Here is a 15,245-nt window from a genome sequence, read left to right on the forward strand (position 1 = left end):
GGCTAACTATGAATGACCTAACCGGGCAAATTTCGACCCTGTACCGGCAGATAAAAATGCTGTTGGGACTCGGGCGAGTGAGTGCCGTTGACGACAGTGACGGGATACAAACTGTGCAGTATCAAACCCAACTGGAAGTCCACTCTGATACCCCCAGGCTGGCTGAGTTTGGTTTTTCATCGGGATTGCCCGCTGGCAGTGACGTGGTTATCGGTTTTCTGGGCGGGGACCGATCCAACGGCCTGATCATCGCCTCCAACCATCCGGCTTATCGCCATTCAGGACTAACAGCCGGAGAAACGGTGATTTATTCCCAGTGGGGGCAATTTATCAAACTGACGGAAAGTGGGGTAATCATTGAGGCTAACAATCAGCCGGTGACAATCAATAATGCTACCGCGGTGACGGTAAACGCATCGGTAAAAGTACGGCTGAATACGCCGTTACTCGAGGTTAGCGGCGATATTGTTGATAACGCAGACAGCAATAACATCACGCTGAAAACCTTACGTGATGCCTATAACAGCCACAACCATCAACTCAAAAATGTACAGTCGGGCAGCGCGACCCTTACCAGTGAGACGCCCGCTAAGGTGGTGCAATGACAACAGATATTAAAACGGTTTGGGATGTCGATGCCTCATTGGGGGATTGGCAGACAGGTCGCGGGGGAGTGCTGGATGGCGATGATTTGCATACCGCTATTTTACTGAGTTTGTTTACTGACCGTCTGGCGCGAATTGATGATGCTATTGATGGCGATGATCGCCGCGGCTGGTGGGGGGACAGCGGGGCGCTATCAGCTATTGGTTCGCGGTTGTGGTTATTGCGGCGGGGAAAACTTACCACTCAGGTTGCGATCAAAGCCGAGGACTACGCGGCAGAAGCATTGGCGTGGCTGACCGAGGATAGTGTTGTGGCGGCCATAAACACCCGGGCACAAATAATTTACCCCAATACATTGCTGTTGATTATTGCTTACCAACAACCGGGTAAAGCCCAATCTTCAGTGAAATTTTCATGGGTATGGGAGGAGTAATTCATGCCATTTAATCGACCCACGTTAAGTGAATTGCGACAACGCAATCAGTCTTATATTCAATCGGAACTGAAAACCGGCGGCAACTTACTGCGTTTCTCCAATATTGGCGTTATCAGTGACGCAGATGCGGGGATGGCACACCTGCACTATGGCTATCTGGATTATATCGCCCAGCAAGCCACGCCATACCATGCCACCGACGAGTACCTTGCGGCTTGGGCGGCACTGAAAGACGTGTTTCGTAAAGCAGCAAATCCGGCTACTGCGACTGACGTTCGCTTTAGTGGGATAGCCGGACGAACTATTCCTGCTGGCCGCTTGCTTAATCGGGCCGACGGCTATCAGTATCGGCTTGATAATGAAGTGAAGATTTCTCCAGATGGCCACGTCCTGGGAGCTATTACTGCCATTTTACCCCGTCCATTAGAGGATGCGACTGGCGGCGGTAGCCGGGGTAACAGTGCGGCTGGCACCCTGCTGACGCTAGATATTGCTATTGATGGTGTTCAGGCCACCGCCACGGCACTGAGTAAAATTTCCGGCGGTGCGGATATTGAATCTGAGGATGCATTTCGTTCCCGTATGCTATTGGCTTACCAGAATATCCCGCAAGGTGGTAATGATACCGACTATGAATCTTGGGCATTAAGGGTACCGGGAGTGACCCGTTGTTGGGTAAAACGGCGGCTGATGGGGGCAGGGACTGTCGGGGTTTATATTATGTGCGATGACAACGACCACGACGGTTTTCCGCAAGGTAGCGACGGTATTTCATCTCTGGAATCATGGAGTGCGGTAAAAGCCACTGGTGATCAACAGCGGGTGGCAGATAATATTTATCCACAGCAACCGATCATCGCGCTGGTCTATGTTTGTGCGCCAGTTGCACAACCCATTGATTTTATTATTAGTGGGATATCGCATGCCGACAGTGCTACCACGACCGCCATCAATGCCGCTATCGATGAGGTGTTTTTCAGCGAAGGTGAACCCGGTGGCAAAATCTTGTGGTCATCACTATTACTGGCAATTGGTGAGATCCCGGGAACCGGGGGCTTTATTATGCAATCTCCGGCGGCCAATATTGAGTTACAAACTGGCAAACTCCCCATTAGGGGTACGGTGAGCTACCTATGAGTCGCTACTCTGTCAGTGAATATACCACCGCTTTGCAAGCATTAATGCCGATGGGATTAGTCTGGCCACGGCGACCGGATGGTGTGCAGACTGATGTCTTGCGGGCGCTGGCGAATGCGTATCAGCGTAGCGATGAAGATGCGCAAGATTTGCTGTCTGCGGCATTCCCGGCAACGGCGACGGCTATGTTACCTGAGTGGGAAGCCACTGTGGGGCTACCGGATCTATGTGCCATTGGTGAAGTAGACAGCATGATCCAGCGCCAGCGGGCAGTGGTGTCGAAATTGTTTGGCATCGGCGGCCAGTCTGCGGCCTATTTTATCCGTGTGGCCAAGGCATTGGGTTACTCCATTGCTATCACCCAATACCGACAAGCATGCGCAGGTATGTCGGTATGTCGTGATGCATTGAACGGTGACGAGTGGCCATTCACGTGGTTGATTACTGCACCCGAAACCACGCTTCATTATGCTCAATGTGGCCTCACTTATTGCAATGATCCGCTGCGGTCATGGGGCAATAAACAACTTGAATGCCGGTTTGCGGTGTTAAATCCGTCTCATAGCATTCTGAAGTTTGGCTACGTTAGCTAACTAATCAATTTCTATTAATTTAAAACGCCTTAATTGGTGAGGTATTACTATGCAAAAAATTGGAGATATTCCTAATTCACGCGCCGACAATAATGGCGAATTTACCGACGGCAATGTCGCCGGCGGCGTTCCCCCAACGATATTACCGGCTGAATGGTTTAACACCTTACAGCGGGAATTAATGAGTGTTCTTTCTGCCGCGAATATTGATGCTGACAGTGAGAAGTTTGATCAGGTGGCGACTGCTGTCTCTAAATTAATTACTGATGGTGGATTTTTAAAAACAGCCAATAACCTTGTGGAAATTAAAAATGCGGGGGCGGCAGCCGTTGCAAGTACTCTCTTAAACCTTGGTTTGGGAGATGCAGCCCATCTGCCCCAATTAACGGGCGTTGTTGGCACATCACGCAATGCAAAAATGAGTGTTACAGCCGCATCGTCAACGGCCACTTTCACGGCAGATGAATTGATCGTACAAACGGCGTTAGGTGGACGTCAGTACAAACTTATTAGCTTCAATAAAGCAATTAACCTTGCGACTACGGGCGCTGGCGGTATGGATACTGGCACCGCGCCAGCTGCGGGATTTGTAGCGCTGTATGCGATTTATAACCCAACAACTCAAGTATCTGCATTGCTGGCAGTTAATTCCACGTCAGTGCTTGCTCCTGAAGTGTATGGCGGGGCTAATATGCCATCAGGTTATACAGCATCAGCGTTGGTTAGTGTGTGGGGGACGGCATCATCATTGTTGAAGATAGGATTTCAATCCCATAGGCATGTAGCAATCCAAACAGCTACTATATATTCCGTTTCTAGTGGTACAACAGCGCAAACGCCGTTAGGTGTTTCACCTGTGGCTCCACCCAATGCCACACAGATAGATATTGCTATAACAGTAAATGAAACAGTCGCTGGCAACGGTGTTGCGCTGAGTATTGGCTCATCTCTGTCAGGTATCGGACAGTTCGGTGCTATTTCAACCGTTACAGGGCAAACAGCAACGTCCATTACCACAGGAACGCTGTCATTAATAGAAATCCAGCGGCTCTATTTTTCAATGTCCAATACAAACCCAGGAACATACATTATCGCTGGCCGTGGTTATGATTTTTAAGGAATGAATATGCTTGTTCAATTTAAAAATTCAATAAAAGAAGAAATTATTGCTTACTTTGGTGGCCCACAAGATCCAGAGTATTTTCCAAATCAAGGGGAGATTGAAGCCGATGATCCCATGTGGGCAGTCTTTTATGACAAAGTACATATGTGGCTTGATGGGTTACCTGAGCCTATTACAATTGCAGAGTAAAGTACAAATCCGGGCTTAATTGCCCGGTTTATTTAATTGCTAGGTGCTGTAGGTCTGGTCATATCAGACACTGTACTTACATTGACTAATGACGGCCGAGGTTATGGCGCAAGCCAGGCGGATGTTGGGCAAGGAAACTATCTTGCAATTACAACAGCAGCATTGCTCCAACAACCGACAACAACTGCCTCGTTCGTCGCTTGATTTCGTGCTAAATTCGCCTATCTCGGATCATGACATATGTGTCATGGTTTCAGGCAGCTAACGGGACTTCAGGTATCAGTATGTTTACATATAAAGAAATATCAGCGCTGAACGAACTGGAATTGATCGTTTATAATTACATCATAAAAAACACTGATAAAGTGATGTATATGACCATCAGAGAACTGGCTGATGCAGCGGGTGTTTCTACTACCACGGTTTTACGATTCTGCAAAAAAATGAATTGTGATGGTTATTCTGAATTCCGGGTGCGGTTTAAATTATATGTAGAGCATGACGAAAAACCACCGGTTAGTTTTGGTATCAGTGAGATAATTAGCTATTTTAAAAGTATTAATAATAGCGAGTTTGATGACTTATTGGATATGGCTGCGGCACAAATAGCCGCCACGCGCCGAATTATTTTTGTGGGTATAGGAACCTCTGGGGCGTTAGGGAAATACAGCGCGCGTTTCTTCTCGAATATTGGCAAGTTTAGTACTTATATTGACGATCCCTATTATCCTATCAACAGCGATATGTATCAGGATGCTATTGCTATCATATTTTCCGTCTCGGGTGAAACCGAAGAGATTATCCGTATTGCTAATCAGTTCAGTTTACATAATTGTAAAATAATCAGCCTGACAAACAGTGATAACTCAACGCTGGCCAAAATGGCCGACCTTAATATCTCCTATCATATGCCACCTATTGTATTGGAAGGGCATTATAATATTACCACTCAAATTCCAGTATTATATATAATAGAAACTATTGGTAAAAAACTCCCGCAATTAATTAATAAAAAAAGCACCATAAAACACTGTGTTTTTTGAGTGTAACATATTCCAATTCACGATTTTTGTTATATCGTGACTTCGCTTTTCTTTTTGCTAGAATCCAATCTCAATCGGCTACGAATATTAATAATAAGCCAATAACGCTCTGTTTATCTTACGCTCAGTACCCGCGACAGGAGATTAATAATGGCAATAGATTACGCACTGACCGCTCAGGAAATTATCCAATATATTGGCGGTGATAATAATGTGATTAATGTCACACATTGTGCGACCCGTTTACGGTTTATATTGAAAGACAATAAAATTGTCGACAAAGAACGTTTAAATCGTGTTAAAGGGGTCATCACCGTTATTGAAGCGGGTGGGCAAATGCAAGTGGTGATCGGTAATCATGTCGGCGATGCTTATAAACATGTCATCAGCTTGATTAATGTCGATGAAAGTGCCCCGGTTGCTGCACCCAAGGTCGGTATTGTTAGCCGTTTGATGGATATTATCTCCAGCATCTTCGCCCCATTCCTTTACCCGTTAGCCGCCTGCGGTATTTTACAGGGGATTATTTCATTTCTTGCCGCCATTGGCTGGATGGATGCGGCGAGCGGCACCTACCGTATTCTGAATTTTGTTTCCTGGACCGGTTTTACCTTCCTGCCCGTGCTGGTGGCCTTTACCGCTGCCAAAAAATTTAATGTTAATCCTTTCACCGCAGTCATTACCGCTTGTGCCCTGATCAGTCCTGATTATATGAATATGCTGACGGCCAATAAAATTACTACGCTGAATTCGGCCGATCCAGCCGTTCAGCAGCTAATGCAAGAAGCACTGAATAATCCGCAAGTGGCCCATATTTTAAACACTATCGCTGGTATTCCCTTATCATCGCCAACCTTGGATTTCTTCGGTATTCCCGTGCAATACCTGAGTTATACCGCCTCGGTTATTCCGATTATTTTGATGGTATGGGCCATGTCTTACGTGCAGCGCTTCTTTGAGCGGATCCTGCCAATGGTGGTGCGCAATCTATTCACCCCAATGTTCTGTATTGCCATCATGGTGCCACTAACGTTATTGGTGTTCGGCCCGGTGGGTAATCTGATCGGCGGTGCGATTGGTGGTGTTTATAACTCTCTTTATAACCTTAGCCCGGCAGTGGCTGGGTTTATGGTCGGCGCTTTCTGGCAGCCGCTGGTCACACTGGGTGTGCATTGGGGGATCACGCCTGTTACCGTTGGTAACTATGCGACGCTGGGTTATGACACCTTTACTGGCTTACAAGCTTCCGCTGTCTTTGCCATGGCGGGCACCATGTTTGGCGTTTACTTAAAAACCCGCAATAGTGAGATGAAGGGTATTTCACTGTCGGCCGGTATCACCGCGTTGTTCGGTATTACCGAACCGGCAATTTATGGTGTGGCACTACGCCTAAAAAAACCGTTCTTATGCAGTTGTGCTGCTGGCGGAATTGGCGGTGCTATCGCAGGGGCATCTAATGCGGTGTCATGGAGTTACTGCTTACCGGGTATTGCGGTATTACCGGTCTTTTTCAAAGAGGGCCATATGGCGCAGTTCCTTGGTTTCTTGCTGTCGATCACGGTAGCGTTCGTGTTGGGCGCACTTTTCACTTGGTTGGTTGGGTTTACTGATGAGCCTGAAAGTGTGCAACAGCAAAACAGCGCTAAAGCATCTGGCGCGCCGATTACTCAGGCGCAAATGAATCGGGGTTAACCGTTTAAATATTCAGGTGGGCCATCCCGCCATTGATTTTCATTTCAAGGGCCTACAGTTGCCCACAGTATTAAGGGAGAAAATAATGAGCCACAAACAATTACCGAAAGATTTCTTATGGGGCGGCGCAGTTGCAGCACACCAGGTTGAAGGCGGCTGGGATAAAGACGGCAAGGGTGTGAGTATCGCCGATGTATTGTCGGGTGGTGCGCATGGAATTGACCGGGTGATGACTGATGGCGTACAGGACGGCTACCGTTATCCTAACCATGAAGCGGTTGATTTTTATGGCCATTACAAACAAGACATTGCGCTGTTTGCTGAGATGGGCTTCAAATGTTTCCGTACTTCTATTGCCTGGACGCGTATCTTCCCGAATGGCGATGAGCAGCAACCCAATGAGGCCGGGTTACAATTTTACGATGATATGTTTGATGAGTTACTGAAACACGGTATCGAACCGGTCATTACTTTATCTCATTTCGAAATGCCCTGGCATCTGGTGAAAGAATACGGTGGTTGGAAAAACCGTCAGGTGGTCGATTTCTTCGTGAAGTTCAGTGAAGTGGTGATGGCGCGTTATAAAAGCAAAGTTAAATACTGGATGACCTTTAACGAGATCAATAATCAGCGCAACTGGAAGTATCCGTTATTTGGTTATTGCTGTTCGGGCGTAGTGTTTACTGAGCAAGAAAATCCAGAGGAAACGCTGTACCAAGTGCTGCATCATCAGTTTGTTGCCAGTGCTAAGGTCGTCAAGCTTGGTCATGCCATTAATCCTGAGTTCAAAATTGGTTGTATGGTGGCGATGGTGCCGTTGTATCCATTCTCCTGCCATCCTGATGACATGATGTATTCAGTAGAAGCTATGCGTGAGCGTTATCTGTTTGGTGACGTCCATATGCGCGGTTACTATCCTTCCTATATTCTAAATGAGTGGGAACGTCGCGGATTCACCATCAAAATGGAAGAGGGTGATCTTGATACTCTGCGTGATGGCTGTGCTGATTATATGGGGCTGAGTTATTACATGAGTAATGCCGTTTCTGCTACTAACCCTGGCAGCGGTAATTCACTTTCTGGCTTTGAAGGCAGCGTGCCAAATCCACACGTTAAAGCGTCAGACTGGGGATGGCAGATTGACCCTGTCGGCTTACGTTATTCACTGAGCGTATTGTACGAGCGCTATCAAAAGCCGCTGTTTATTGTTGAAAATGGTTTTGGCGCGATCGACAAAGTGGCTGCCGACGGTATGGTCCACGATGATTACCGCATTGCTTACCTCAAAGCCCACATTGAGCAAATGAAAAAAGCGGTATTTGAAGATGGTGTTGATTTAATGGGCTATACCCCATGGGGCTGTATTGATTGTGTATCATTCACTACGGGTGAATATAGCAAACGTTATGGCTTTATCTACGTGGATAAAAATGATGATGGCACTGGTACTATGGCGCGTTCACGCAAATTAAGTTTTGACTGGTATAAGCAAGTGATTGCCAGCAATGGTGAAGTGCTCTAAACCCGCGATAACCCCGTAATGTTGGAAAGGCTGATTATAATTTTGGCCTTTCCATTAATTTCCCCTCGCCCCATTTTACCCATCACTTCAGGTGAACAAACGCAGTTTGTTACATTTCTGGTTGATTAAAAAATATATTTAAATTCAGTTAATTAGAGCTTATTCCTCCTGTCTGTAGGATGTGGCTGACATATCCTTAAAAAAAGCTGGGTTATTCTCTTACCCTAAGCGATAACATCATTCTTTGCATGGGATATTCGTCAGGGTTAATTCAGTTTTTTTGTGTAAAAAGGATTAGAAATGAAAGGGCAGTTATTAGTTGCAGCGCTGTTGGCCGCCAGTTTTTCAGTCTGTGCGGCGGAACATGCTCATTGGGGATATGAAGGTCAGGAAGATCCTGCCCATTGGGGAAAGCTCTCACCGGATTTCTCACTGTGCGAAACAGGTAAAAATCAGTCGCCGGTTAATATTCACGGAGCATTGAAAACCCATCACAATCAACTCGAGTTGGCTTTCCAACCAGGTAAACAGCAAATCGTGAATAACGGCCATACGATTCAGGTGAATGTCAGCACTGGCAATACCCTGAAACTGGACGGCGATACTTTCACATTACAGCAATTCCATTTCCATACCCCAAGTGAAAATGAGATTGATGGCAAACAGTTTCCGTTAGAAGCTCATTTTGTTTATAAAGATAAAGATGGGGCACTGGCTGTGCTCGCACTCATGTTCCAGCAGGGGGATGCAAATCCACAACTGGCACAGGCTTGGCAGCAAATGCCAACGGCGATTGACCAAATGGCGATATTAAATAAGCCTCTTGATATCAAAGCATTGCTACCCAAAAAGTTTGATTTTTATCGCTTTAGTGGCTCACTAACCACACCACCTTGCTCTGAAGGTGTCAGTTGGATGGTGCTTGAGCAGCCTGCGAGCGCTTCTGCTGAACAAATTAATCAATTCCGCTCTGTGGTTCATCATACGAATAATCGCCCTGTACAGCCACTTAATGGCCGAGTCATTATCGATTAAAACTACGTATGAGTCGCACTATCCTGTCTTCTGGCAGGTAGTGCGCGTGGCTTTTTGCCGTCTGGTTATTTTACACCATAGCCACATCAGTCAAATCCCACAAACAAAAAAACCAACCCTAACGGATTGGTTTTCTTGAGGTATTTTGGTCGGCATGAGAGGATTTGAACCTCCGACCCCCGACACCCCATGACGGTGCGCTACCAAGCTGCGCTACATGCCGATGCTATGACGGTTATACTACATTTTACCGTTATTAATGCAAGACTTGGCAAAACGTTCGCTTGTTTTTTGAGCGCACCAATGCCTGTTTTTAGAGCTAGTTCGCAATAAAACGTTTTATATCCGTCAACACTTGCAGCAGTAATGGAAGCTGAGGCTTTTCATTTTTGATTTCATTGCCTTGCTCATCATAGGTGCGGTATTCACCGTTATTATCTAATACAACGGTTTGTGTTGGCGTAGTAATAACTAACATGCCATTGTCACCGGTTGCCACCCAGTTATTATTGCGCTGTGCGGCGAATAAATCTTCCCCTTGCGAATAATCCTCAGGCGCTGTTTTGACGTGTAACAAACGTTGCATTAGCGTTGTCATGATATCTTCATGGTTGGTCAGTTTATTCACGGCCTGCGCTGGCGTGCCTGGCCAATGAACCACTAATGGCACTTGCAGTTGTTGGCGATTAAAGCTGCTGCTTGCACCCCAGGTATCATTGCCGCTGTCATTAAATTCAACACCATGGGCTGCAGTAATAATAACTACGGTTTTATCGAGCTGACCGCGCTGTTTCAGTGTATCCAGAATAGTCGCAATCTGTTGATCTACATCTTTTGCGCCAGCCTGGTAGTGACGGATAAAGTCAGTCGGTAACGCAACCTTCTGCCCGATTACCGGGTCTTGTGCTTCAACTGCCCCGTTGAGGTTAATGTATGAGAACCATGGTGCATTATTGTTGAGCGTGGACAGCCATTGCTGCCACTGTGCCGTGGTTTCGCTATCCGGTTGCACTGCGGGAGTTGGTAATGTGAAATCAGCTAACAGTGCCTGGCGGTAGAGTGGTGACTCAAAACCATCGGATGAGAACAGACCAAACTGATAACCCTGCGCGCTTAATGCTGTAACAAACGCTGAGGGTTCGCGCGCGGAGAGAATACCGTCTAAATAAGTAGGCGAAATGCCATAAAACAGGCCAAATAAGCCCGTATCCTGACGGTTGCCTGAACTGTAGTGGCTGTCAAACTGAATGTTGGAACGGCCAAATTCTGCCAGGGTAGGCATGTCTTTTTGCAGGCTACTGGCACGAATACCATCAACCACAATAAGCAACAAATTATAACCACTGCCTTTATCGCTGAAGGTAATTGGGTTGAGTGGATATTCAACCGCCAGTGCATCTGGATTACCTTGTTCCACCAAGCGACGCTGATATTCCTGCTGATCGAGCAGGCCGTGTTTCTCAAGGAACTTACGGGCGGTCATCGGGTAAGAGAGTGGCAGGTTTGCGCGTTGCATACTGATTGGGCGATAAAAATTGGCATCGGCCCAAATATAAATCAGATGAGAGGCAAAGAACGCAGAAATAAACACCGCCACCAACGGCTTAACAAAGCGTTGCCGGTTAAGGCTGCGTAGTTTTTGCCAGGCCCAAGTGCCGAAAAGCATCTCGACCAGGAAAATGACAGGCACGGCAATAAACATTAATTGCCAATCACGCGCCAGCTCGGTCTGGTCTGGGTTAACCACCAATTCCCATACCACCGAGTTAAGGTGTAAATGGAAACGGGTGAAAACTTCGGTATCAACCAACAGCAGAGTCAGGCCGGCAGTGGCAAAGGCGGCGGAAAGGAAACGGAGTAGTCGCTGCGACATCACCACAAAGGTGAGTGGGAAGATCACCAACAAATAAGCAGCAAAAACGATAAAACTAAAGTGCCCGAGCCAACTGACGAGGGCATAGATACGGCCAACCAGCGATGAGGGCCAATCGGAGACAAACAGATAGCGGCTACCCAGCACCAGGCTAAACAGGATATTAAACAGGGCGAACCAGTGCCCCCAGCTGATCATCTGGGAGACTTTTTCACGATAGCGCTGACGATTTGTCACCATATTGAGATTGCAGTCTTGGCCGATAAATTAATGAGCTTTATCTTCACTTATCGAAGCTTGAAGAGCTTCAGCGAAAGAACGTGCCAATACTTTGCGCTGCGCTGGGGCCACGCTAGTATTGATCAAATTTGTTACCATATTCCCCAACACCATCAAAGAAAGATTGGTGGGAGTACGGTTTTTTTCCATTACGCTGACCAATTCTGACAGCAGTTTTTCGACTTGTTCGTCGCTATAACGGGATGATTGTGCCATAAAAAGTGTGCTCAATACCTGACAAAGTCCCACATCTTACCGTATAGAGACACGCTTTTCCGCTATTTTATAGCATTAAGAATCATTAGCCATTAATTGAGGGGCGCGAATGCTTTAGGGTTGCAGCTCTCAGGCATCAGTGATTGAATACGCCCCTAGCCAAAAGGAGTATTTATCATGAGTCTGGATATTGACCAGATAGCCTTACATCAGCTTATCAAGCGTGATGAACAAACGCTTGATGTGGTGTTGCGCGATTCTCTGTTACCTGCCAATGCTGTAGTTGAAGAAATGATGGCCGAACTGCATCGTGTTTACAGCGCCAAAAGCAAAGCTTACGGGCTGTTTAATGAGCAGAGCGAGCTGGCTGAAGCGCTGAAACGAAGCCGTAAGGGTGATGAAGACTTCCTCAGTTTTAGCCGTGCTGCCACCGGGCGTTTACGTGATGAGTTAGCCAAATATCCGTTTGCCGAAGGCGGTGTGGTGCTGTTTTGCCAATATCGTTATCTGGCGGTGGAGTATCTGCTTATCTCGGTACTGAGCAGTTGTAATAGTATGCGAGTGAATGAGCAACTTGATCTCAGTACCACTCATTATCTCGATATTAACCGTGCTGATATTGTTGCCCGTATCGATTTAACCGAATGGGAAAATAATCCAGAATCCACGCGTTACCTTACGTTCTTGAAAGGGCGGGTAGGGCGCAAAGTGTCCGACTTCTTTATGGATTTCCTCTCTGCAGCAGAGGGGCTGGACACCAAAGCACAAAATCGGGGCTTATTACAGGCGGTTGATGATTACTGCGCGGATGCTGAACTTGGCAAAAATGAGCGCCAGGCATACCGTCAGCAGGTTTATAGCTATTGTAATGAGCAGTTACAAGCCGGTGAAGAGATTGCGTTGCAGGCGCTTTCTCAAGAGCTACCAACGCTGGGTGAGAAAGATTTTCAGCAATTCTCGGCTGAACAGGGTTATGCGTTAGAAGAGAGTTTCCCAGCAGATCGCGGTACTTTGCGCCAGTTAACCAAATTTGCTGGCAGTGGGGGTGGGTTGAGTATCAATTTTGATGCATTGTTGCTGGGTGAGCGTATTTTTTGGGATGCCGCGACAGATACGTTGACTATTAAAGGCACTCCACCCAATCTGCGTGATCAGTTACAGCGTAATTCAGGCAAAAAGTAACGGTTACCACCGTGACGATAGCCAATAAAAAACGCCGCATAAGCGGCGTTTTTTATTTCGGCGTCCCGAATATCGAAAGCGACGCGATTAAACGCGAACGAAGTCGATATGAGTCAGTTTTGGCTTGAAAGCGTGACGCTGAACAGCCTGTACTTTAACTTTGGTTTCTTTACCGTCAACAACCAGAGTCAGTACGGAATCATAAAAGCCCGGTTTCAATTCAAGGTTCTTGGTGGTGTCATGGTCAAGAGCAATAGAGATAGCTGCTTCAGAACCACCGTAAATGATTGCCGGAAATTTATTTGCTGCACGCAGGCGGCGGCTCGCACCCTTACCCTGGTCGTTACGTACTTCTACATTGATAGTGGTCATTTTGTTTTCTCTTAAAGAAAATTTACCCTGCTACAGGCGACCCAGCAACAGGTTCGATACTCGGCTTTGATTGGGTAAACCCAGAGCAAAGCGGGCGGCATTCTAGCGAAATATCGACCAGACAGCAAATAAAACTGCGAAAATCTCAGGCTAAATGCGGCTCAGGCAAGGGAGTCAGCCCGCCGGAAACGGCCCTGATAATCAAATATCTTTTCTCTAATTTGCCACCATTGCCCACGACGGCGGGCCACGACAAAATCGGGATAACGTAACAGGGCTTGTTGCGCGATGATATCGGCCGCCGTTTGCCATTTCAGCGCCACACCGGGTGCCCGTTGGTGTGGACGCAGGAAAATTTGTTCAAATGCCATACGTTGCGCGGCGGTGGTTAAGCGAAAACGTTCGCTGGTATTAGTGCCGTCTTCGTCGTAGTAGGTGATTTTCAGCCACTCACCCTTTGCGTCATGGCCCGTCTCCAGACTCATACCGCCACAACGCAGCACCAGGGCATCTTTTAATTTTAACGCGGCTTTCAGCATATCATCGGGATCGACCAGAACCTCCTGGCACTGGTGACAACGGCGGGCGGCAATGTCATTTTCCGCCCCACAATGCGGGCAGCACTTAAAGCGAAAGCGATAATCACATTGCGCCCGCACGCCTTGTTGGTCCTCAAACCACCCCTGACAGCGGCGACCATAGTGTTCAATAATGTCACCCGACTCGGTACATTTTCCCCAGAAGATATTGGCAAAGCCGCAATCTGGGCAAAATACCTGAACCGGCTGACTGCCACTATGCGGCTTGCTGGTACCCACTTCAGGGGTAAAAAGGTCATGGGGATTGCCAGCGTAATCCAGAATCAGGCAATCTTCTTTACCCGGTGATAACCGCAAACCTCGGCCGACTATCTGTTGATACAAACTGACCGATTCCGTGGGGCGAAGAATGGCAATCAGATCAACATGGGGGGCATCAAAGCCAGTGGTTAACACCGCCACATTAACCAAATAGCGCAGTTGCTGCTGCTTAAAGGCAGTGATTAACGCATCGCGCTCATTAGGCGGGGTAGTGGCGCTCACCAGTGCAGCCTCGTCTTTTGGCAGCAAGCCATACACCTCTTTGGCGTGTTCAACTGTCGCGGCAAAAATCATTACCCCGCGACGTTGAGCGGCATATTCAATTATCTGGTTAACAATATGCGGAGTAATTCGTTGCTGCTGCTTAAGTTCACGGTCTAAATCTGCTTCTCGGAACAGGCCGCTACTGTTGCTGGTCAGGCGACTGAAATCATACTGCACCACGGGCATATCCAACCGCTCTGGGGGGACCAGAAAACCGTGCTTGATCATGTAGCGCAAGGGTAATTCATAAATACAATCGCGAAAAAGGGACTTTTCATCACCACGGGTAATACCGTGATAATGGAATTGATAAATCCAGCCTTTTCCCAATCGGTAAGGTGTGGCGGTCAATCCCAGCAAGCGCAGTCGGGGGTTGGTGGTACGTAAATGCTGAATAATTTGCTGATACTGGCTGTCATCGTCATCACTGATACGATGGCATTCATCAATAATCAGTAGTGAAAAGGCACTATCAAACAGGGGCAGGTTTCGTGCCACTGACTGCACACTGCCAAACACCACTTTTCCTGCGCTTTGGCGTTGCTGCAAGCCAGCGGCGAAAATATCAGCCTCTAAATCGTAGGCGCAATATTTGGCGTGATTCTGTGCTACCAACTCTTTGACATGAGCCAGCACCAGAACGCGCCCGCGAGCCAGTTTCGCCAATTCGGCGATCACCAGACTTTTGCCTGCCCCGGTGGGTAGAACAATCAACGCAGGCTCACTGTGGCGGCGAAAATGGGCAAGAGTGGCATCGACAGCCTCTTGCTGATAGGGGCGCAGTGTAAATGCCATTAGTGCACCAGCCCGATGGTTTTCAACC

General features: G+C 47.4%; 15 protein-coding genes and 1 tRNA gene. 11 read left to right on the forward strand and 5 right to left on the reverse strand.

Annotated elements, in window-relative coordinates:
* Positions 1-8 precede the first annotated feature (8 nt).
* From V1955_RS07400 to V1955_RS07445, 10 genes are all read left to right on the forward strand, one after another.
* A complete protein-coding gene (locus V1955_RS07400; protein WP_083158336.1) occupies positions 9-605 on the forward strand; it encodes a phage baseplate assembly protein domain-containing protein in 597 nt (198 codons plus the stop codon).
* Positions 602-1,039: a phage GP46 family protein gene (locus V1955_RS07405; RefSeq protein ID WP_442820723.1), complete on the forward strand. Its 438-nt coding sequence runs from the start codon at positions 602-604 to the stop codon at positions 1,037-1,039. Before V1955_RS07400 ends, V1955_RS07405 begins: the two co-directional genes overlap by 4 nt.
* A gap of 3 nt (positions 1,040-1,042) precedes the next feature.
* Positions 1,043-2,179 (forward strand): baseplate J/gp47 family protein, encoded by a 1,137-nt coding sequence (locus V1955_RS07410; protein ID WP_442820724.1) that lies wholly within the window; start codon positions 1,043-1,045, stop codon positions 2,177-2,179.
* The gene (locus V1955_RS07415; protein WP_083158339.1) at positions 2,176-2,772 is read left to right on the forward strand and encodes a YmfQ family protein; all 597 of its coding nucleotides are present in this window, start codon (positions 2,176-2,178) and stop codon (positions 2,770-2,772) included. The genes V1955_RS07410 and V1955_RS07415 overlap by 4 nt, the downstream gene beginning before the upstream one ends.
* Before the next feature lie 49 nt (positions 2,773-2,821).
* Positions 2,822-3,889, forward strand: coding sequence for a hypothetical protein (locus V1955_RS07420; protein ID WP_372569351.1), 1,068 nt, complete (start codon positions 2,822-2,824; stop codon positions 3,887-3,889).
* A 9-nt stretch (positions 3,890-3,898) separates the two neighbouring features.
* Positions 3,899-4,084: a hypothetical protein gene (locus V1955_RS07425; RefSeq protein ID WP_442820725.1), complete on the forward strand. Its 186-nt coding sequence runs from the start codon at positions 3,899-3,901 to the stop codon at positions 4,082-4,084.
* 284 nt (positions 4,085-4,368) lie between these two features.
* Complete coding sequence (locus V1955_RS07430; protein WP_442820726.1) at positions 4,369-5,127, forward strand: MurR/RpiR family transcriptional regulator; 759 nt, start codon at positions 4,369-4,371, stop codon at positions 5,125-5,127.
* Between the two features lie 150 nt (positions 5,128-5,277).
* Complete coding sequence (locus V1955_RS07435; RefSeq protein WP_083158341.1) at positions 5,278-6,819, forward strand: PTS transporter subunit EIIC; 1,542 nt, start codon at positions 5,278-5,280, stop codon at positions 6,817-6,819.
* 85 nt (positions 6,820-6,904) lie between these two features.
* Entirely contained in the window at positions 6,905-8,341 is a 1,437-nt protein-coding gene (locus V1955_RS07440; protein WP_083158342.1) for a 6-phospho-beta-glucosidase, read from the forward strand.
* Positions 8,342-8,641: 300 nt separating this feature from the next.
* The gene (locus V1955_RS07445) at positions 8,642-9,376 is read left to right on the forward strand and encodes a carbonic anhydrase (RefSeq protein WP_372569349.1); all 735 of its coding nucleotides are present in this window, start codon (positions 8,642-8,644) and stop codon (positions 9,374-9,376) included.
* A gap of 146 nt (positions 9,377-9,522) precedes the next feature.
* Here V1955_RS07445 and V1955_RS07450 read toward each other — a convergent pair.
* From V1955_RS07450 to V1955_RS07460, 3 genes are all read right to left on the reverse strand, one after another.
* Positions 9,523-9,599 (reverse strand) — tRNA-Pro (locus V1955_RS07450).
* Between the two features lie 96 nt (positions 9,600-9,695).
* Positions 9,696-11,489: an LPS biosynthesis-modulating metalloenzyme YejM gene (yejM, locus tag V1955_RS07455; protein WP_083158344.1), complete on the reverse strand. Its 1,794-nt coding sequence runs from the start codon at positions 11,487-11,489 to the stop codon at positions 9,696-9,698.
* Between the two features lie 27 nt (positions 11,490-11,516).
* Positions 11,517-11,744, reverse strand: a complete 228-nt coding sequence (locus V1955_RS07460; RefSeq protein ID WP_372559402.1) for a YejL family protein — start codon at positions 11,742-11,744, stop codon at positions 11,517-11,519.
* Between the two features lie 177 nt (positions 11,745-11,921).
* On the opposite strand from V1955_RS07460, the gene yejK reads away from it, so the two are divergent.
* Positions 11,922-12,926: a nucleoid-associated protein YejK gene (gene yejK / locus V1955_RS07465; protein ID WP_083158346.1), complete on the forward strand. Its 1,005-nt coding sequence runs from the start codon at positions 11,922-11,924 to the stop codon at positions 12,924-12,926.
* Between the two features lie 87 nt (positions 12,927-13,013).
* Here yejK and rplY read toward each other — a convergent pair whose 3' ends face one another.
* Positions 13,014-13,298: a 50S ribosomal protein L25 gene (gene rplY, locus V1955_RS07470; protein WP_004700538.1), complete on the reverse strand. Its 285-nt coding sequence runs from the start codon at positions 13,296-13,298 to the stop codon at positions 13,014-13,016.
* Positions 13,299-13,459: 161 nt separating this feature from the next.
* Complete coding sequence (locus V1955_RS07475; protein ID WP_083158347.1) at positions 13,460-15,217, reverse strand: DEAD/DEAH box helicase; 1,758 nt, start codon at positions 15,215-15,217, stop codon at positions 13,460-13,462.
* Between the last annotated feature and the right edge of the window lie 28 nt (positions 15,218-15,245).

Origin of the sequence: Yersinia sp. 2545 StPb PI, from assembly GCF_052217125.1 — a bacterium.
GTDB lineage: Bacteria > Pseudomonadota > Gammaproteobacteria > Enterobacterales > Enterobacteriaceae > Yersinia > Yersinia enterocolitica_E.